Annotated in this window: 23 protein-coding genes and 1 pseudogene; 10 read left to right on the top strand and 14 right to left on the bottom strand. The window is 57.0% G+C overall.

Annotated elements, in window-relative coordinates:
* Positions 1-63: 63 nt before the first annotated feature.
* Positions 64-291: a YceK/YidQ family lipoprotein gene (locus CSK29544_RS17880; RefSeq protein ID WP_004385242.1), complete on the top strand. Its 228-nt coding sequence runs from the start codon at positions 64-66 to the stop codon at positions 289-291.
* A 3-nt stretch (positions 292-294) separates the two neighbouring features.
* On the opposite strand, the gene CSK29544_RS17875 is transcribed toward CSK29544_RS17880, so the two are convergent.
* Together CSK29544_RS17875 and CSK29544_RS17870 are read right to left on the bottom strand one after the other, a co-directional pair.
* Positions 295-672 carry a MysB family protein gene (locus CSK29544_RS17875; RefSeq protein WP_004385241.1) on the bottom strand — a complete coding sequence of 126 codons (378 nt, stop codon included), beginning with the start codon at positions 670-672 and terminating at the stop codon, positions 295-297.
* Positions 673-802: 130 nt separating this feature from the next.
* Entirely contained in the window at positions 803-1,723 is a 921-nt protein-coding gene (locus CSK29544_RS17870) for a Kdo(2)-lipid IV(A) acyltransferase (protein WP_007849245.1), read from the bottom strand.
* Between the two features lie 225 nt (positions 1,724-1,948).
* Here CSK29544_RS17870 and trhO point away from each other — a divergent pair, with 225 nt between their 5' ends.
* Positions 1,949-2,998, top strand: a complete 1,050-nt coding sequence (gene trhO / locus CSK29544_RS17865) for an oxygen-dependent tRNA uridine(34) hydroxylase TrhO (RefSeq protein ID WP_029039369.1) — start codon at positions 1,949-1,951, stop codon at positions 2,996-2,998.
* Between the two features lie 55 nt (positions 2,999-3,053).
* Here the strand turns inward: trhO and CSK29544_RS17860 are convergent, their stop codons facing one another.
* The 9 genes and pseudogenes from CSK29544_RS17860 to mdtH all read right to left on the bottom strand — a co-directional run bounded on the left by CSK29544_RS17860 (position 3,054) and on the right by mdtH (position 10,456).
* Positions 3,054-3,629 carry a YceI family protein gene (locus tag CSK29544_RS17860; RefSeq protein ID WP_007866757.1) on the bottom strand — a complete coding sequence of 192 codons (576 nt, stop codon included), beginning with the start codon at positions 3,627-3,629 and terminating at the stop codon, positions 3,054-3,056.
* Positions 3,630-3,643: 14 nt separating this feature from the next.
* Positions 3,644-4,198: pseudogene (locus CSK29544_RS17855) on the bottom strand (cytochrome b).
* A 322-nt stretch (positions 4,199-4,520) separates the two neighbouring features.
* Entirely contained in the window at positions 4,521-5,645 is a 1,125-nt protein-coding gene (gene solA / locus CSK29544_RS17850) for an N-methyl-L-tryptophan oxidase (RefSeq protein WP_007888964.1), read from the bottom strand.
* Between the two features lie 117 nt (positions 5,646-5,762).
* Complete coding sequence (gene bssS, locus CSK29544_RS17845; RefSeq protein ID WP_007707814.1) at positions 5,763-6,017, bottom strand: biofilm formation regulator BssS; 255 nt, start codon at positions 6,015-6,017, stop codon at positions 5,763-5,765.
* A gap of 322 nt (positions 6,018-6,339) precedes the next feature.
* Positions 6,340-6,585: a DNA damage-inducible protein I gene (gene dinI, locus CSK29544_RS17840; RefSeq protein WP_004385233.1), complete on the bottom strand. Its 246-nt coding sequence runs from the start codon at positions 6,583-6,585 to the stop codon at positions 6,340-6,342.
* A gap of 86 nt (positions 6,586-6,671) precedes the next feature.
* On the bottom strand, positions 6,672-7,718 hold the full coding sequence (gene pyrC, locus CSK29544_RS17835; RefSeq protein WP_007888958.1) for a dihydroorotase: 1,047 nt from the start codon (positions 7,716-7,718) through the stop codon (positions 6,672-6,674).
* A 128-nt stretch (positions 7,719-7,846) separates the two neighbouring features.
* The gene (locus CSK29544_RS17830) at positions 7,847-8,407 is read right to left on the bottom strand and encodes a lipoprotein (RefSeq protein WP_004385231.1); all 561 of its coding nucleotides are present in this window, start codon (positions 8,405-8,407) and stop codon (positions 7,847-7,849) included.
* Between the two features lie 118 nt (positions 8,408-8,525).
* Complete coding sequence (grxB, locus tag CSK29544_RS17825; protein WP_007888955.1) at positions 8,526-9,173, bottom strand: glutaredoxin 2; 648 nt, start codon at positions 9,171-9,173, stop codon at positions 8,526-8,528.
* A 74-nt stretch (positions 9,174-9,247) separates the two neighbouring features.
* Positions 9,248-10,456, bottom strand: a complete 1,209-nt coding sequence (gene mdtH, locus CSK29544_RS17820) for a multidrug efflux MFS transporter MdtH (RefSeq protein ID WP_007888954.1) — start codon at positions 10,454-10,456, stop codon at positions 9,248-9,250.
* Positions 10,457-10,723: 267 nt separating this feature from the next.
* Between mdtH and rimJ the strand changes: the two genes are divergently transcribed.
* The 4 genes from rimJ to murJ all read left to right on the top strand — a co-directional run bounded on the left by rimJ (position 10,724) and on the right by murJ (position 14,548).
* The gene (rimJ, locus tag CSK29544_RS17815) at positions 10,724-11,308 is read left to right on the top strand and encodes a ribosomal protein S5-alanine N-acetyltransferase (RefSeq protein ID WP_007888952.1); all 585 of its coding nucleotides are present in this window, start codon (positions 10,724-10,726) and stop codon (positions 11,306-11,308) included.
* Between the two features lie 10 nt (positions 11,309-11,318).
* Entirely contained in the window at positions 11,319-11,972 is a 654-nt protein-coding gene (locus tag CSK29544_RS17810) for a YceH family protein (protein ID WP_007888951.1), read from the top strand.
* Positions 11,973-11,974: 2 nt separating this feature from the next.
* Positions 11,975-12,898, top strand: a complete 924-nt coding sequence (locus CSK29544_RS17805; RefSeq protein ID WP_007888950.1) for a Gfo/Idh/MocA family protein — start codon at positions 11,975-11,977, stop codon at positions 12,896-12,898.
* A gap of 114 nt (positions 12,899-13,012) precedes the next feature.
* A complete protein-coding gene (gene murJ / locus CSK29544_RS17800) occupies positions 13,013-14,548 on the top strand; it encodes a murein biosynthesis integral membrane protein MurJ (RefSeq protein ID WP_007888948.1) in 1,536 nt (511 codons plus the stop codon).
* Positions 14,549-14,705: 157 nt separating this feature from the next.
* Here murJ and flgN read toward each other — a convergent pair whose 3' ends face one another.
* The 3 genes from flgN to flgA all read right to left on the bottom strand — a co-directional run bounded on the left by flgN (position 14,706) and on the right by flgA (position 16,184).
* Entirely contained in the window at positions 14,706-15,131 is a 426-nt protein-coding gene (gene flgN / locus CSK29544_RS17795; RefSeq protein ID WP_004385219.1) for a flagella biosynthesis chaperone FlgN, read from the bottom strand.
* Between the two features lie 3 nt (positions 15,132-15,134).
* Positions 15,135-15,428 carry a flagellar biosynthesis anti-sigma factor FlgM gene (gene flgM, locus CSK29544_RS17790; RefSeq protein ID WP_004385218.1) on the bottom strand — a complete coding sequence of 98 codons (294 nt, stop codon included), beginning with the start codon at positions 15,426-15,428 and terminating at the stop codon, positions 15,135-15,137.
* 96 nt (positions 15,429-15,524) lie between these two features.
* A complete protein-coding gene (gene flgA / locus CSK29544_RS17785) occupies positions 15,525-16,184 on the bottom strand; it encodes a flagellar basal body P-ring formation chaperone FlgA (protein ID WP_007782875.1) in 660 nt (219 codons plus the stop codon).
* Between the two features lie 153 nt (positions 16,185-16,337).
* Here flgA and flgB point away from each other — a divergent pair, with 153 nt between their 5' ends.
* The 4 genes from flgB to flgE are packed head-to-tail and all read left to right on the top strand — an operon-like array spanning position 16,338 to position 19,117.
* Positions 16,338-16,751: a flagellar basal body rod protein FlgB gene (gene flgB, locus CSK29544_RS17780; RefSeq protein ID WP_004385215.1), complete on the top strand. Its 414-nt coding sequence runs from the start codon at positions 16,338-16,340 to the stop codon at positions 16,749-16,751.
* A gap of 13 nt (positions 16,752-16,764) precedes the next feature.
* Positions 16,765-17,169, top strand: coding sequence for a flagellar basal body rod protein FlgC (gene flgC / locus CSK29544_RS17775; protein WP_004385214.1), 405 nt, complete (start codon positions 16,765-16,767; stop codon positions 17,167-17,169).
* Between the two features lie 11 nt (positions 17,170-17,180).
* Positions 17,181-17,861, top strand: a complete 681-nt coding sequence (flgD, locus tag CSK29544_RS17770; protein ID WP_004385213.1) for a flagellar hook assembly protein FlgD — start codon at positions 17,181-17,183, stop codon at positions 17,859-17,861.
* 26 nt (positions 17,862-17,887) lie between these two features.
* Entirely contained in the window at positions 17,888-19,117 is a 1,230-nt protein-coding gene (gene flgE / locus CSK29544_RS17765) for a flagellar hook protein FlgE (protein WP_007888947.1), read from the top strand.
* Positions 19,118-19,128 lie beyond the last annotated feature (11 nt).

Raw genomic sequence — 19,128 nt, 5'->3', positions numbered from 1 at the left:
TTTTTTTTGCCCGCGGGACGGGCTGTTATACTGCATACATAACGTTAAAACGCGAGGTCGCCTTTGAGAATTATCGCCGTTCTGCTTGCCGTCTGGATGCTCTGCGGTTGTGGCAGCATCATCAGTCGCGCCGTGCCGGGGCAGGGGCATGGCAACCAGTATTACCCCGGCGTGCAGTGGGATGTGCGGGACAGGCCGTGGCGTTTTATCCTGATGCTCGACCTGCCGTTTTCACTTATCTTCGATACGCTGCTGTTGCCGGTTGATATGCATCACGGCCCGTATGAGTAACGTTTAGCGGGTGGTGTCCCATTCATCCGCCGCGGTGCGTCCCTCTTCGGTGTCCAGCGGCGGCTCCAGCTGAAATTCGCCCTCATCCCATTCATGCAGGGTATTTTCTTCCTGCCACTCCTGGCGCAGCTCAATCTCATCGAAATCGCCGTCAAACACGCTCTGCGCGGCATCGCCGGTTAACACGGTCAGGCAGTCGCCTTCGTCGGTTTCATCGGCGAAGAATTCTGCCTGCCACATGATTTCCCCGTCCTGCAGCACATATTTTTGCATATTGAACAGCTCGACAACCGCGTCCTCTTCCTCAACTCCCGGATTCGCGGCGAGGAACTCTTCGCGTGCTGCGTCAATGGCTTCTTCAAGCGTGGCGTACATAGTCATAGCTTTCTCCCTGAACGGACATGGTTGTTTCAGGAAAGAATAGTCGAATATTGTGGTTTGCAAGTATGAATGGAAAAAATTTGGAAGGGGCAAGGCCCGCACGCGCCTAAGGCGTGGCGGGCGAAAAGCATTAGTAGCGGGACGGCACGCCTTCAGGGCGCGTTTTAAAGCGGCGATGCAGCCACATATATTGATCCGGCGCCATCAGAATGCACTTCTCAACGATGCTATTCATCCAGGCGGCGGTCTCTTCGGCGCTGCCAAGCGGCGGTGCGCACTCCGGCTCCAGCGCAATCAGCTCGTAGCCGCTGCCGTCCGCTTTACGGCGCGGCACGAACGGCACAATGCAGGCTTTCGACATCTTCGCCAGCATCCAGGTGCCGGACGTCGTGGCGGCCTGATCGACTGCGAAAAACGGCACAAACACGCTGTTACGCGGGCCGTAGTCATGGTCCGGCGCATACCAGATGATCTCGCCGCCTTTCAGCGCCTTGATCATCCCTTTGAGATCCTTACGGTCGAGCATCGTTTTATTGGATCGCAGACGGCCCCAGGTTTGCAGCCAGTCGAGCAGGGGGTTGTCGTTCGGGCGATAGACCCCGATGCCCGGCGTATGCATCCCGAAGATGCGTGCGCCAAGCTCCAGCGTCAGAAAATGCACGCCGATAAGCAAAATGCCCTGTTTTTGCGCCAGCAGCGCTTTCACGGGTTCCACGCCGGACACCTCTGTCCAGCGCTCGACGCGCCAGTTGGGCCAGAACCAGGCCATGCCGGTTTCCATCAGCCCCATACCGACCGACTCGAAATTCTTCACCACCAGCGCCTCGCGCTCGGCGTCACTCATATCAGGAAAGCAGAGCTCAAGGTTGCGGTGGGCGATGCGCGCGCGGCGCTTCATTAGCCGCTTCGCAATACGTCCCAGCCCGCGGCCGAGCCGCCAGATAACCGGGTAGGGCAGCAGCACGACAAGATACAGCAGGCCAATGCCAAGCCAGGTCAGCCAGTAACGGGGGTGCAGCAGTGCGCGAGAAAATTGCGGTAAATGCGTCATGAAAATTCCATTAATTGCAGGCGAAGCCCTTTCACGGCCCGTATTGTGACATTTTTTTGCGAACGACCAAAATTCTCTGCCTTTCGCGCCGCGATGCCTGACTGAAGATCACTCACAGGTAAGGTGTGGAAAATGTAGCGTAAAATGTAAGGATGTAAATTAACGGTAATTGCTATATGATGCCGGCCGTTATTTATTCCCCCACCGATAGCAGGAACGTACACCATGCCAGTGTTACACAACCGCATATCGAATGAGGAACTGAGGGCGCGCATGCTCGCCGAAACCGAGCCGCGCACCACCATCTCATTCTATAAGTATTTCACCATCGACGATCCGAAGGCCACGCGCGACGCGCTCTGGCAGGCATTCACCGCGCTGAATGTCTTTGGCCGTATCTATCTTGCCCATGAAGGCATCAACGCGCAGATAAGCGTTCCTGAAAGCAACGTCGAGGCGTTTCGCGCCGCGCTGTATGGCTTTCATCCGGCGCTCAATGGCGTGCGCCTGAACATCGCCCTGGATGACGACGGGAAATCCTTCTGGGTGCTGCGCATGAAAGTGCGTGACCGCATCGTGGCGGACGGCATTGACGATCCGACCTTTGACGCGAGCGACGTGGGCGAATATCTCAAGGCGGCGGAAGTGAACGCCATGCTTGACGATCCGGACGCCGTGTTTATCGATATGCGTAACCACTATGAATATGAAGTGGGCCATTTCGAGAATGCGCTGGAGATCCCGGCGGATACGTTCCGTGAACAGCTGCCGAAAGCCGTCGAGATGATGCAGGAGTACAAAGACAAGAAAATTGTCATGTACTGCACCGGCGGCATCCGCTGTGAGAAGGCGAGCGCGTTCATGCGTCATAACGGTTTCCAGAAAGTCTGGCATATCGAAGGTGGCATCATCGAATACGCCCGCAAAGCGCGCGAACAGGGGCTTCCGGTACGTTTCGTCGGTAAAAACTTTGTGTTCGACGAACGTATGGGTGAGCGTATCTCTGACGACGTGATCGCGCACTGCCATCAGTGCGGCGCGCTGTGCGACAGCCACACCAACTGTAAAAACGACGGGTGCCACCTGCTGTTCATCCAGTGCCCGGCTTGTGCCGAGAAGTTTTCTGGCTGTTGTAGCGAGCTCTGTAAAGAAGAGATGTCGCTGCCGGAAGAGGAGCAGCGCCGTCGCCGCGCAGGGCGTGAGAACGGCAATAAAATCTTTAATAAATCCCGCGGGCGTCTTAACACCACGCTTGGTATTCCGGACCCGGAATAACCCGCAGGCATAAAAAAACCGGTCAGTTGACCGGTTTTTTTTCGCCAGAAGCGAATTACTTCTGCTTCACGCCTTCTACCGAGATAATCAGATCCACGTCCTGAGACGCCGGGCCGAGATCGGTCGTGATGTTGAAGTCTTTGAGTTTGATTTTGCCTTCCGCTTCAAAGCCCGCGCGCTCGCCGCCCCACGGATCTTTACCCTGGCCCAGCAGTTTGGCTTCAAGAGTGACCGGTTTGGTCACGCCGTTCAGGGTCAGATCGCCGGTGATATCCAGCTCATCGCCATCTTTCTTCACGCTGGTGGAGGTGAAGGTTGCTTTCGGGAATTTCGCCACGTTCAGGAATTCCGCGCTGCGCAGGTGTTTATCGCGCTCGGCGTGATTGGTGTCGACGCTGTTAGTGTTAATGGTCACGCTGACTTTATCCGCCGCCGGGTTTTTCTCATCGAAAGTGAACGAACCGTCGAAATCGCGGAACGTACCGTAAAGCCAGCTATAACCCAGATGCTGGATACGGAAGTTAACGAAGGCGTGCTGGCCTTCTTTATCAATTTTATAGTCGGCAGCAACGGCTGAGCCGGTGGTAAACAGCAGGGCACCCAGAGTGACCCCCAGCAGGCTTTTCTTCATATTTCGCTCCATGGTTAATGTGACGCTTTCCCGAGCATCCGCTTCAGGGTGACGTCTTTGTCGACAAAATGGTGTTTCAGCGCGGCGGCGGCATGCGCAACGGAGAGCAGCACAACGCTCCAGGCGAGTCACAGGTGAATATCGCCAGCCAGATCGGCCTGCTCGCCTGCGCCGCTCACCAGGGCAGGGACTTCAAACAGCCCGAAGACGGAAATCGGTTTGCCTTCGGCGGTGGAAATCAGATAGCCGCTGATGAGGATCGTAAACAGGATCAGGTAGAGCATCACATGCACTGCAACAGCGCTGTAATGCGTGAGTCGCGAGTAACTGGCCAGCGGAGGCGGCGGCGGAGAGATAAAGCGCCAGACCACGCGTACCAGCAGGAAAATAAACAGGATGATGCCGATACTCTTGTGAATTTCCGGTGCCTGGTGATACCAGACATCGTAATAACCGAGCGATACCATCCACAGCCCGAGCGCAAACATGCCGTAAACCGTCAGCGCCATCAGCCAGTGAAGCAGTACCGAGAAATGTCCGTATCGAGTAGGTGAGTTACGCCACTGCATGGTTATGCATCCGTCAGTAAGAATGACTCAAACAGTGGCGTCTGGGGGAATGAAATGCAAACCAAAAAAACAAAACAAATTATTCAAATAATTTGAATGTAAAAATATATCCCTTATAAAACGCTTATTCATTGCTGAAACCGCTATAGCGCAGGCGAATAAGGGGTTCCGGTTAGGTTATAAAGCAAGCACCGCAGGCGGCAGGATTGTTTAGCAGCAAAATAGTTTAGCGGTTTATCAGGTTTTGTCAGCGGGAAATCAATAATTTTGACATTGAAATGTCAGGGCGCAGGCCGGGAAATCGTCCCGGCCCGCTGCCTGCTCATGCAGAAGTGGCAAAACGTGAGAGCGAAAACGGCGTCAGATCGAAATCATAAGGTTTATCGGCTGCGAACTGCGCGGCGATTTCCCCAAGCACCGAGGCGAACTTAAAGCCGTGGCCGCTCAACCCCGTGACCAGTAGTACATTTGGGGTATCCGGCAGGGTGTCGATGATAAAATCTTCATCCGGCGTGTTGTCATAGGTGCACGACGCGCCATACAGACAGCCGCCGATGCCCGGCAGGAAATGGCGCAGGAACGGGAACGCTTCTGAACCGTCGGTCGCCACCGCACCAAATGGTACACGTTCTTCCGGCTTCGAAATGACCTGTCCGCCATTATGCTTGCCGATTTTCAGCTCGTTATTTTCCGCCGGGAACCCGTAAAACTGGTCGCCGTTTGGCATTTCGCCGGTAAAGGCCGGAAAGCGGTTATTGGCGCTGTAGCGTCCGTCAGCCTGATACCAGGCGAAGATTTTACGCACTGGCGTCACGGGAAGCCCCGGCACCAGGCGCGATACCCACGTACCGGCGCTGATAAGCGCCTTGCGGGCGCGATAGACGCCATCGGCGGTCGTGACGGTAACGCCATCTTCCGTGGCCTCAAAACCGCTCACCGGGCAGTTAAAGAGCTGTGCGCAGCCCGCTTCTTCAGCGAGACGGATATAGGTGGCGATAGCTTTTTCGCTGCGCAGCACGCCGGAGTTGGGTTCAAACAGGCCGAGATAGTTTTCCGGCAGACGGATTTCCGGCCAGCGCGTCATCACCTCTTCACCGGTCAGTTTCTCCAGCGGCAGTTGCCAGCGCGCGGCGCTGCCGGCGACGTTCGCCAGAAATGCGGAATCAGTGGGGCCGAGATTGATCACGCCGGTCCGCTCGAAAATACGCTCGCCGCCAAGCTCGCCGAGCTCATCCCACAGCGCCTGCGCGCGCAGCACCAGCGGCACATAACGCTCGCCTTCGCCATAGGCGTGGCGGATAAGGCGCGTGTCGCCGTGGTGGCTGCCTTCCTGATGGGGCGGATGGGCGCTGTCTGTCATTAATACGTTGAGCCCGGCGCGGGTCGCGTAATAACCGGCCGCTGCGCCTGTTGATCCGCTACCGATGATAATCAGATCGTATTCCATGAAATTACTCCGTGAAAACCGTTGATTAGCAGAGTAATTAAGAGCAGGACAATTCTCAAGCGCGAAAAAATAAAGGCACCCCGGAGGATGCCTTTGCGTTATAAGAAAAGCACGGTATCAGTGCTTGCGATAATCGCTTTCCTGGTACTCACCGGATTCAATTTTTGCAATGCCGGCTTCTAAGATGGAAATAAATTGTCTTGCTACATCGGTCGTTAGCCATAATGTCTGGCCCACTTCGGTTGCTTCGCGATCCACCTGCGGAGAGGATTGATAGTGCAACCGCAGCATCAGTGCGTCATAGCTGTCGACGGTGCTGATGTCCCATCCAACAAGGGGATGCGTCTGTATTACTTCATTTTTTTCCATCATAACCCCCTTTATACGTGTTTATAGACAACGACTCATGAGGTTCAATGCGTGTTTTCTTATCTCTGAAGCAAATAAAGTATATCAACCAATAAAGGAAAATGGGGCAGAAATAAATACCCTGACACACATTTTTTTCGAGATCTTGAATTAACTGAACAATAAAACGGCAGATTATTCGCAAATTTTTGTTAAGAGGACGGATCAATGAGATTTCAGCTGAAAAGAAAAAATTCGGACTATCGCAGAAAAAGGCGCTACAAATAAAAAAGCCGGGCGGCGAAGCCCGGAAAAACTGACACCATAGAGAAGACAGTAATGAGGGTTAATCCGTGGTAAACCAGTCGTCAGCGCTCTCCCAGGTTTCCTGGAGAATTTCGCTGATGCGATCTTTATCTTCTTTGGCGCCACCCAGAACCGACAGTTGATTAGCGGCGGCATAGCGCACGCTCACATGATTCGGCATTTCCGGAAAATGGCTTTCAATACGGCGGGATAGCTCGCAGGCCAGCGCATCGATAGCACCCGGCGGCAGCGGCGTGGTTTTGGCGATAGTCACTTCAATACGCATAACAACCCCCTGTTAATCATACTGTATATATATACAGTTTTGCCGGGCGGCATGCAACAGGGGGCCGTGATTTTTTTAGCGCGTGCTTAGCGTTTTACGGTCCAGCGTACCGCTTCACCCGCCAGGAACGGCACCAGCGTGTCGTCGGCGATAGCGATAGTTTCCGGCATAACGCTCTCCTCGCGCACCAGCGTTACGGTGCCTTCATTCACCGGCAGGCCGTAAAAGCGCGGGCCGTTCAGCGAGGCGAACGCTTCAAAATGCGCCAGTGCGTTCATCTCTTCAAATACGGAGGCGTATGCGCCGAGCGCGGAAGGGGCGTTAAAACACCCTGCGCAGCCGCAGTTCGTCTCTTTGCGATGGCGCGCGTGAGGCGCGGAGTCGGTACCGAGAAACACGCGCTCACAGCCGCTTGCGACCAGCTCGCGCAGCGCCTGCTGATGCACATTACGCTTGAGGATCGGCAGGCAATAGAGATGCGGGCGAATGCCGCCCGCAAGCATGTGGTTGCGGTTAAACATCAGGTGCTGCGGCGTGATGGTCGCGCCGAGCAGTGAGTTCCCTTCGCGCACGTAGTCGGCGGCGTCTTTGGTGGTGATGTGTTCAAACACCACTTTCAGGCCCGGCAGGCGCTTTCTGAGCGGCTCCATCACCGTCTCGATAAAACGCGCTTCGCGATCGAAAATATCAACCTCGCTGTGCGTCACTTCGCCATGCACCAGCAGCGGCATGCCGAGTTTTTCCATGCGCTCAAGCACCGTCATAATGTTATCGACACTGGTGACGCCATGGCTGGAGTTAGTCGTGGCGTTAGCCGGGTAGAGTTTGGCAGCGGTAAACACACCCTGCTGGAAACCGCGCTCCAGCTCGTCTGCATCCAGCGTGTCGGTGAGATAGCAGGTCATCAGCGGTTCAAACGAGTGATGTTCCGGCAACGCATCAAGAATGCGCTGGCGGTAAGCGATAGCGGCTTCCACGGTCGTGACCGGCGGCGCCAGGTTTGGCATGACGATAGCGCGCCCGTAAGTTTCGCTGGTATAGGGCACCACGGTTTTCAGCATGTCGCCATCACGCAGATGAACATGCCAGTCGTCAGGGCGGCGGATAGTTAAAACCTGGGGTTGTGCAGTCATGGAAGGCTCCGGCTTGAGGAAACAGTCAGTAATGGCTGGTTTTATGCCGGGCACTAAGGATAAGCGTAAACGTTTTCCTTTGCATCCTTTTCCTGAAAAAACGGGGGCATTGCGCCCCCGGCGTGGCGTTAATCGGTCAGCGGGATGACGATTTCGCCTGGTTTTACTTCAAGCCCTTTGGCGAATTTTTTCGCCAGCGCTTCGCCTTTGGTACGGTCTTCGCTCAGCACATAGGCCGGACGCTGTTCAAAGTAACTGCGCAGGGATTTATTCAGATACGGCATTAACGTTTCCAGCACCGGCGCCATTTTGTCCGGCGTGATGCTGCTGTCGACCACTTCCATTTCGCGCAGATAAATAGCGCCTTTCTCCTTATCGAACGTCGGCAGCGCTTTCAGTTTGAGCTTCACCAGCGCCTTCTGGTTGCCGAACAGCGACGTCATATCGAGGCTCGCATCGCCGTTGAGCGTAATTTTATTCGGCTCTTCGCGGCCAATGGCGCTGTTCAGATTCGTTAAGACAATATGCGCGTCGGCAAGACCGGGTACGCCGATATCTTTGGCGTAGTTATTACGCTTTTGCAGCGCCTGATTGATGTCCTGTTCGGTGACGGTGTATTGCGTGAGCTGGTTACATCCCACCAGCAAGCCGCTGACGATAAGCGCTGCGGCGACTAACATTTTTTTCATAAGCTTCCCTCGTTCTGGTGCTGTCGGGCGATCCTGACACAAAGCAGGATGCCCCGCCAGTGGAAGCGGCAAAAGCGGATTCGGCTTAAAACGCCGGTGGAGGCCACCGGCGCTGTCGTCAGATAGCCATTTTTGACAGCAGATTAATTTGCGTCTGCTTGGCCATGTTGTCGCGGTAGTCGGCGACGCGGGTAGGGTAGTTGACGCCCGCAACCAGCGTCAGGTTGCGCAGCAGCGGGAAGAGATGAATATCATCTTCAGAAAGCTCGCCGTTCACGGCGTTCGGCTGAACGATGTGTTTATCAAGCGCACGCAGGTCGTCGCTGATGTTTTTAATCAGCCCGGCGGAGTGAGACATGTGCTCTTCAAAGGACCCAATCGCCGCCTCTTTTTTCTCGGTAAAGTAACGGCGCGCCTCGGGGGTGGCGAACTCATCGAACGGCGCTTTGGCGAAGCGCGGGAGCAGCAGGCGGTTAACGTAGCCGTTAACGCGGCGCAGCCACTCTTCAATCGCCGGGTTGCGCTTGCCGGTGAGCAGCGGTTTGCCGTCGAGATTATCGACGTAGTGAACGATATCCATGCTTTCCGGCAGGTAGCGGCTGTCGTCTTTTTGCAGAATCGGGGCCATCTTCTGGCCAATCATGCGGGTGGGCGTGGCTTCGTCATCGTTAGACATCACGATAAGCTCCACCGGAAGGTTTTTCAGCCCGAAAATCATGCGCGCTTTCAGACAGAACGGACAGTGATCGTAAATATATAACTTCACGTTTCTCCTCCTGCTCAGGTGACTGATTTTTAAGTATGGAAGAGAAAACGCAGGGGAGCAAACGCTCCCCGGTCTTAACTTTCCTGCTCCAGAAGCCCCGGCGCGAGCCGTTTCTGGCTGAACTGCCACCAGAGCATCAGGAATGTCCCGACGCCTATCACACCCAGCATCGCCCACGGCAGCTCTGGCGTATGAAGCGCGCGGCCTGCGTCAAACAGCCAGCCGCCGCCCGCGTAGCCAAGCGCGCCGCCGAAAGCGAGGCCAAGACGGCTAAAGCCCATATAGCTGCCGCGGGCGCGGGCGTCCGCGAGCGAAGCGCTCAGGGTTTCACGCGCCGGTTCGGCGATAATCGAGCCGATATAAAAGAGGTAAATTAAGGTAAAGAGTTGTTGCAGGTTGCTTGCAAGGCCAATCGGCACCAGGCTGAACGTCATCACCAGCAGCCCGGCCATCAGGCGCTGTTCAAGGCGAAAACGTTTTTCGCTCCAGCGCGCCAGCGGATAGAGTAGCGTCAGCGATAGCACGGCTTCAATGGCGTACATCCATTTCACCGCCGCCGGTTCTCCCGCGATATCGTTGACCATCACCGGCAGCATCAGCATCACCTGCACCGCCAGCATGTAATAGCCGGTCAGCGTCAGTACGTAGGTGACGAAGCGCCTGTCGCGCAGGACGCGGCCCATGCCTTCGCGCAGCGGCGTGCGCACCGTGGAGAGCTTCCAGTCCGGCAGCAGCCAGGCGTTAAAACCCGCGCAAAGCACAAACAGCAGCGCGCCGACGCCGCACACCAGCCGGAAATCGTATTGCAGCAACCAGCTGCCGATAAGCGCGCCCGTCACGGCACCGGCGCTGTCCTGCATCATCAGCAGGGAGAAAAAGCGGCCGCGCTCCTGAGGACGCACCAGCTTCACCACCAGCGCCGAGCGCGGCGGGTCGAAGAGCGTTCCGCCAAGCCCGGAGAGCACGCAGGAGAGCCACAGCACCCACGGTTCGTGAGCCACCGCCATCGTCGCAAAGCCTGCCGCGCGCAGCAGCATACCGGTGACGATCATTGGCCGCGCGCCCAGACGGTCAGCGATGGCACCGCCGAAAATCCCAAGCCCTTGCTGAACGAGCTGGCGCAGGCCGAGCGCGATACCCACCATAAGCGCGGCCCAGCCGAGGCTGTCGACAAAGCGGATGGAAATAAGCGGAAAGACCACGAAAAAGCCCAGAACCACGAGCATGTTATCAATTAACAGGAAATATTTACCCAGGCTCCTTGCCTGCGACACGCTGGACATTTCCCCTCCCGGGAAAAAAAGCGAAGAGATCGCACTATCTTACGGCCTGGCGCGTGCGGTGGTGATGTTTTGCGCGACAATATTTTTTTATCGATCGCTATGATTGATTGATGAAATTCATCGTCAGGCCGCGTGGCGCGTCAAAGAATGGCATGTTGCTGTTTTCACTGTTTTGTTCGGCGCGGTTATAGTAAAACGTAATGCCCGCGACGGCGCGCTGTCCGGGGCTGGAGTGAGGAATAATGCCGAGAAAGGAGCAGGGTATCGATGTTTGGCTACCGAAGTAACGTGCCGAAAGTAAGATTAACAACCGATCGCCTGGTGGTGCGCCTGGTGCACGATCGCGACGCATGGCGGCTGGCGGATTACTACGCCGAGAACCGCCAGTTTCTGAAACCCTGGGAGCCTGTCCGTGATGAAAGCCACTGCTACCCCTCGGGCTGGCAGGCGCGGCTTGGCATGATCAACGAACTCCACAAACAGGGCAGCGCCTTTTACTTTGCGCTGCTCGATCCGGACGAAACGGAAATCCGCGGCGTCGCTAACTTTTCCAATGTGGTGCGCGGCTCGTTCCACGCCTGTTATCTTGGCTATTCGCTGGGCGAAAAGTGGCAGGGGCAGGGGCTGATGTTTGAAGCGCTCACCAGCGCCATTCGCTACATGCAGCGCAGCCAGCATATGCACCGCATCATGGCTAACTATATGCCGCACAACCAGCGCAGCGGCGATCTGCTGGCACGCCTCGGGTTTGAAAAAGAAGGCTATGCCAAAGATTACTTACTGATAGACGGCGTCTGGCGCGATCACGTGCTGACCGCGCTCACCTCGCGCGAATGGACGCCGGGGCGCTGAGGAGAAAATCATGAAACATCAGTTCAGCGCGCTGGAAGCGCGCGTCATCGGCTGTATGCTGGAAAAACAGGTCACCACGCCTGAGCAATATCCGCTTTCGGTCAACGGCGTGGTGACTGCCTGCAATCAGAAAACCAACCGCGAGCCGGTGATGAACCTGAGCGAAGCGCAGGTGCAGGAGACGCTGGATCAGCTGGTGAAACGCCATTATCTGCGCACCGTCAGCGGTTTCGGCAATCGCGTGACCAAATATGAGCAGCGCTTTTGTAATTCTGAATTTGGCGATCTGAAATTCTCGCCTGCCGAAGTCGCGCTGGTCACGACCCTGCTGCTGCGCGGCGCGCAGACGCCGGGCGAGTTGCGCAGTCGCGCAGCGCGCATGCATGAGTTCAGCGACACGGCGACGCTCGAAAACGCGCTTGAGACGCTCGCCACCCGTGAGGACGGGCCGTTTGTCACGCGTCTGCCGCGCGAGCTGGGCAAGCGTGAAAGCCGCTATATGCATCTTTTTTGCGGCGAGCCGGATACCACAACGCTTGCCGCCAGTAACGAAACCGCAGGCGTTGATACCGACGCCTTAACCGCGCGCGTTGAGGCGCTGGAGCTTGAGGTGGCGGAACTGCGCGAGCGCCTCGAATCACTGTTAGGTCACCTGGGAGAATAATCGTGGCGAAATTACGCGTTGGGGTTGTCGGGCTTGGCGGTATTGCGCAAAAAGCCTGGTTGCCGGTGCTGTCACAGGCGACGGACTGGACGCTCGTGGGGGCGTTCTCCCCGACGCGCGCGAAAGCGCTGCCGGTCTGCGAGGCGTACCGGATGCCGTATATCGATTCGCTACAGGCGCTGGCCGCGCAGTGCGACGCGGTTTTTGTCCACAGCGCCACCAGCAGTCATTACCAGGTGGTCAGCGAATTGCTGAACGCGGGCGTCCATGTCTGCGTCGATAAACCGCTGGCGGAAAACCTCGCCGACGCCGAGCGTCTGGTGACGCAGGCGAAACAGCGCCATCTTACGCTGATGGTCGGCTTCAACCGCCGTTTCGCGCCGCTCTATCGCGATCTGAAAAACGCGCTGGGGGCGGGGGCGTCGCTGCGCATGGATAAACACCGCGCCGACAGCGTTGGCCCGCATGACCTGCGCTTCACGCTGCTGGATGATTATCTGCATCTGGTAGATACCGCGCTGTGGCTCGGCGGCGGCGAGGCGACGCTTACGAGCGGCGCGTTGCAAATCACCGCGCAGGGCGAGATGTGGTACGCCGAACACCATTTCCGCCGCGGCGATCTGTCCATCACCACCAGTATGCACCGTCGCGCCGGTAGCCAGCGCGAGTGGGTGCAGGCGGTCACCGACGGCGCGCTGATTGACGTGACCGACATGCGCGAGTGGCGCGAAGAGCGCGGCGCAGGCGTGGTGCAGCGTCCGGTGCCTGGCTGGCAGAGCACGCTGGAGCAGCGCGGTTTTGCGGGCTGTGCGCGGCACTTCATCGACTGCGTGCAGAATCAGACGGTTCCTGAAACCGCAGGCGAGCAGGCGCTTCTTGCCCAGCGCGTGGTGGAGCGGCTCTGGCGCGAGGCGATGCGCGAGTAACGGTGAGCGCATCTGCCAGTAGTATTTCCCTTTCAGTCGAGTAGACTAAGCGCTTCGCTGAAAAGCCCCTGACGCCTGCCCTGCAGGCGTCGGTGTTTATGGGAAAGAACAACAATGAATTTACTGAAGTCGCTGGCTGCGGTCAGCTCGATGACGATGTTTTCCCGCGTGCTCGGGTTTGCGCGCGACGCCATTGTGGCGCGGGTATTCGGGGCCGGGATGGCGACCGACGCCTTCTTCGTGGCGTTCAAACTGCCGAACCTGCTGCGTCGTATCTTCGCCGAAGGCGCGTTCTCGCAGGCGTTTGTGCCGATCCTCGCCGAATATAAAAGCAAGCAGGGCGAAGACGCCACGCGCGTGTTTGTGGCCTATGTCTCTGGCCTGCTGACGCTGGCGCTCTTTGTGGTGACGATAGCCGGCATGCTGGCCGCACCCTGGGTGATTCTGGTGACCGCGCCGGGTTTTGCTGATACGGCCGATAAATTCGCGCTCACTTCGTCGCTGTTGCGTATTACCTTTCCTTATATTCTGCTGATTTCGCTGGCCTCGCTCGCGGGGGCGATTCTTAACACCTGGAACCGCTTTTCGGTGCCGGCGTTCGCGCCCACGTTTCTTAATATCAGCATGATTGGCTTTGCGCTTTTCGCCGCGCCATATTTTAACCCGCCGGTGCTGGCGCTCGCGTGGGCAGTCACGGTCGGCGGCGTGTTGCAGCTCGTTTATCAACTGCCGCACCTGAAGAAAATCGGCATGCTGGTGCTGCCGCGCATTAACTTTAAAGATGCGGGCGCGATGCGCGTCATGAAACAGATGGGGCCGGCCATTCTCGGCGTGTCGGTGAGCCAGATCTCGCTCATTATCAACACGATTTTCGCCTCGTTTCTGGTCTCCGGCTCGGTCTCCTGGATGTATTACGCTGACCGCCTGATGGAGTTTCCGTCCGGCGTACTGGGCGTGGCGCTCGGGACTATCCTGCTGCCCTCGCTGTCGAGAAGTTTCGCGAGCGGCAACCATGACGAATATTCGCGCCTGATGGACTGGGGCCTGCGCCTGTGCTTTTTACTGGCGCTGCCAAGCGCGGTGGCGCTCGGCATTCTTGCCAAACCGCTGACCGTTTCGCTGTTCCAGTACGGCAAATTCTCCGGTCACGACGCGCTGATGACCCAACAGGCGCTGGTGGCGTACTCGGTCGGACTGATGGGGCTGATTGTGGTGAAAGTGCTGGCGCCGGGGTTCTATTCGCGCCAGGACATCAAAACGCCGGTGAAAATCGCCATCGTGACGCTCATCATGACGCAGGTGATGAACCTCGTGTTTATCGGGCCGTTGAAACACGCGGGGCTGGCGCTCTCGATTGGTCTTGCGGCCTGTCTTAACGCGAGCCTGCTCTACTGGCAACTGCGTAAGCGTAAAATTTTCCAGCCGCAGCCGGGGTGGGGCGCCTTTTTGACGCGGCTGATTATCGCGGTGCTGGTGATGTCCGCGGCGCTTATCGGCGTGATGCATTTCATGCCGGACTGGGCGCAGGGCAGCATGCCGCTGCGTCTGCTGCGTCTTGCGGGCGTGGTAGTCGCAGGCGTTATCGCGTATTTCGCGACGCTCACCGTGCTTGGCTTCCGCGTGCGGGATTTCGCGCGTCGTACGGTGTAAACCGAACGGCGGTAAACGCTATTACAAAAACGCGCCGGTGAATTTTCCCGGCGCGTTTTTTTATACGCGATTTTCAGCGTGCTTTTATTGAGATGTGAAAAAACCTTCCGGCAGGATTTCCCTGCCGGAATGGCGTTTTTTACCCGTAACCTTGCGGTCAGATGGCGATTTTCTTCCCGCCGCGATGCATATTCGCGGCAGTCTGCCCGTTCGCGCCGTAAAGCGCTGGCTCTTGCATCGGCTTTAACACCGCCAGCGCCTGCTGGTTACGCGCCATTTGCCCTTCGAGCAACCAGCCGTTATGCATATTTAAATCGCGCAGGTGCAGGGTTTTCTGAGTGATCGTCTGCCAGCGTTGCGCCATGTCCGGCGGCGCGTCACGGTGCGTTTTCTGTTCGCTGCGGCGCTGCTGTTCAAGATAGTCCAGCGTGGCCAGCAGCGAGCTTTTCTCTTCAGTGATGCGCTGAAGCGCACTGCTGTTGAGACTGCCCGCGGATAACTGCTGCTGCTCCGCATCCATCACAGATTTCAGCGAATTCAGGACAGTTGTCATTTGGTCTAACACTTCTGACAGACGGCTCATAGGTTATTTATCCTGCAAGAAACTCTGAGCTTCCTGGATAAGCGCATCGGCGATTTTGCCGGTGTCCATTTTCAGCTCGCCATTACGAATGGCGGCCTTCAGCGCTTCCACACGCTCAACGTTGATATCATCAGCGCCTGGCTTCATCAGTTTTGCCTGGGCGCCGCTTAAGGTGACGCTGGCGCTGCCAGCCGCCGCGGTTTCCGTCGGACGGGCTTTCGGTGCCTGCGGTTCACTGTTTTCGCGCGGTTGCACCGTACTCACTGGTTTCAGGGGTGACGTGCGTTCAATGCTCATTGATTTTTTCCTCATAGAGGGGCTCGCGGCGTAGAGCCGATATTCATCGTTAGTTGATTAACTATATCGGCAGCCACGATGAATTCTTTATAAAGATTACAGGTTAATCAGAATAATCCCATCAGAACCCACGATGCCGCTGACCACCTGGCCTGAGGCCATTCTGACCCGGGCGTTTTGCGCCACCGCCGCATTGTTGAGGGCGCGGCCTTCGCCATTGATGCTAAAGCCTTCGCCGTTGGCGAGGATCTGGACTTGCTGACCCGCTTTTACGCGCCAGGACTGACGCACCATCGACAGCATCACCGGCTGGTTTGCCGCGAGGTCACGCAGAGTAACAGCTTCGCGCGCCTGGTCAAGATTGAGCATAGCGTTTGGCGGCAGGAGATCCAGACGGCCGCGTTCCAGGCGGACGTTAGACTCATCCAGCATGCCGCCGCGCGCGACAGGCTGACTGGCCACCACGTAGTTTCCGAAGGCCTGAACATTCACCTGCATGTACCGTTTCTGCTCGCCGCAACGCACCTGCACGCTGAGGTTTCCCCATAAACGCGCGTTGCCCGGCAGGCTGAAATCAGGATTGTCACAGGTGAGTCTCTGCGGCTCCGGCGTTTTCACCGTCACCACTACCGCATCGCTAATTCCTGCCAGACGCTGCAGAAAAAACGGCGTCAGCTGCGCGTTGAGCGCATCGGCGAAAATGCCGGGACTTAACAGCAGTAAACCCGCGGCGAGACAGAATTTCAGGCTCTTCATTGCACTTCTCCACTTTCGGAACAGGGAGGATTCTACTCCGCTCTGTTTTTGTTCAAGGCAACAAATAGCGACGCATTTTGCGTTTATTCCAACGATAACGCACGCGTGAGGAACAGTAAGCTGTGCACACTCACCAGACTAAGTGGAGGAATCATGCTCGATAAACTGGACGCCGCGCTGCGCTTCCAACAGGAAGCTATCAATTTACGCGCTCAGCGTCAGGAGATTCTGGCGGCCAATATCGCCAACGCCGATACCCCCGGTTATCAGGCGCGCGATATTGATTTCGCCAGCCAACTGAAAAAAGTGATGGATCAGGGCCGCGCGTCAGGCAGCACCATGACGCTCGCCATGACTTCATCGCGCCATATTCCGGCTCAGGCGTCGACCGGCGCTTCTCTTGATTTGCTGTACCGCGTGCCGGATCAGCCGTCTATGGATGGCAACACCGTCGATATGGACCGTGAGCGTACCCAGTTTGCTGACAATAGCCTGAAGTATCAGACCGATCTGCAGGTTCTTGGCGGCCAAATCAAAAGCATGATGTCCGTGCTGCAGCAACAGTAAGGGTTAAAAAGCGATGGCGCTTTTAAATATTTTCGACATTGCCGGTTCCGCGATGACCGCGCAATCCAAACGCATGAACGTGGCGGCAAGTAACCTTGCCAACGCCGACAGTGCGACCGGGCCGGATGGTCAGCCTTATCGCGCAAAGCAGGTGGTTTTCCAGGTTGACGCCGCACCAGGTGCTGCGACCGGCGGTGTAAAGGTGACGGATGTCGTGGAAAGCCAGGCTCCGGACAAACTGGTCTACGAGCCAGGCAACCCGCTGGCGGATGCCAAGGGGTATGTCCGTATGCCGAACGTTGACGTGGTCGGCGAGATGGTGAACTCCATGTCCGCCTCCCGCAGCTACCAGGCCAACGTTGAAGTGCTGAACACCGTGAAAAGCATGATGCTGAAAACGCTCACGCTCGGTCAATAAAGGAGAAAACAATGTCGGTTACGTCCAGCATTAACGAAAGTTACAGCACCAGCAGTACCAGCAGCGCAACCGCAGGCAGCAGTCTGACCGGGAGCAACGCCTCGGATCTGCAAAGCAGCTTCCTGACGCTTTTGGTGGCGCAGCTGAAAAACCAGGACCCCACCAACCCGATGCAGAACAACGAACTGACCACGCAGCTTGCGCAGATCAGCACCGTGAGCGGCATCGAGAAACTGAACACCACGCTCGGATCTATCTCCGGCCAGATCGATAACAGCCAGTCGCTTGCGGCGAGCGCGCTTATCGGTCACGGCGTGATGATCCCGGGCAGCACCATTCTGACCGGCAAAGAGACCACGACACCGTTTGGCGTCGAGTTGCAACAGGCCGCAGATAAAGTTACCGCCACTGTCACTGATAAGAGCGGGAAAGTCGTTCGTACCATCGAAATCGGCGCGCTGAGCGCTGGCGTTCATACCTTCTCATGGGATGGCACGATGAGCGACGGCACTAAGGCGCCGGATGGCTCCTACAACGTCTCCATTGCCGCAAGCAACGGAGGCACCCAGCTGGTCGCACAGCCGCTTAACTTCGCGCTGGTGAACGGCATTACGCGAAGCAACGGCGCGAGCCTGCTGGATCTCGGCACCTACGGGACCACCACACTCGACCAGGTACGGCAAATTATTTAAGCCTTCAATCTTATCAGGAGTAAGAAATGGCCTTTTCACAAGCGGTCAGCGGTCTGAATGCTGCCAGCACCAACCTCGACGTTATCGGCAACAACATTGCCAACTCCGCCACTTATGGTTTTAAGTCTGGCTCCGTCTCTTTCGCCGACATGTTTGCCGGTTCGAAAGCAGGGCTCGGCGTTAAAGTTGCGGGTATCACCCAGGACTTCGGCGACGGTGTGACCACCAACACTGGCCGTAAGCTCGACGTGGCTATCAGCCAGAACGGTTTTTTCCGTCTGCTCGACAGCAACGGCGGCGTGTTCTACAGCCGTAACGGCCAGTTCAAACTGGACGAAAAAAGCAACCTGGTGAATATGCAGGGTATGCAGGTGACCGGCTATCCGGCAACCGGCACCCCGCCGACCATTCAGCAGGGCGCAGACCCGATTCCGCTGACCATCCCGACCGCGCAGATGCCGGCAAGCCAGACCACCAGCGCGAACTTCGTGATGAACCTGAACTCCTCTGACGATGTTCCGGCGCAGTCTCCATTCGATCCGGCTAACTCCAGCACCTTTAACAAAAGCGTGCCGCTGACCGTTTACGATAGCCTCGGTAACGAACACAACCTGAAGCTGTACTACGTGAAAACCGCGGATAACCAGTGGGATGTCTATAACAACGACACCAGCGTAAGCGGCTCAACACCGACCAAGCTGACCAGCCTGACTTTCAGCGACAGCGGCGCTCTGACCAGCATCACCAACGCGGCGCCGGCGGGCTCCCAGCAGGTGCCGATTTCTGTGGCGTCCCTGAACGGCTCTGCGGCATTCACCTTCAGCATGAACCTGACCGGCACCACTCAGCAAAACTCCGGCGCTAACGTCCTCCTGACCTCCAACCAGAACGGCTACAAGCCGGGCGACCTGGTGGGTTATCAGGTAAACGAAGACGGCAGCCTGGTGGGTAACTACTCCAACGAGAAGAGCCAGCTTTTGGGTCAGATCGTGCTGGCGAACTTCGCCAACCCGGAAGGTCTCTCTTCCCAGGGCGATAACGTCTGGTCTGCAAGCACCGCCTCTGGCGTGGCGCTGCTGGGCTCTGCCGGTACCGGCAACTTCGGCAAGCTGACCAGCGGCGCGCTCGAAGCGTCCAACGTCGACCTGAGTAAAGAACTGGTCAACATGATCGTCGCGCAGCGTAACTACCAGTCGAACGCGCAGACCATCAAGACTCAGGACCAGATCCTCAATACCCTGGTTAACCTGCGCTAATTGTCTGAAGG

The sequence above is a fragment of the Cronobacter sakazakii genome (assembly GCF_000982825.1).
GTDB classification, from domain to species: Bacteria; Pseudomonadota; Gammaproteobacteria; order Enterobacterales; family Enterobacteriaceae; genus Cronobacter; species Cronobacter sakazakii.
This window is presented reverse-complemented; position numbering and strand designations above follow the sequence as displayed.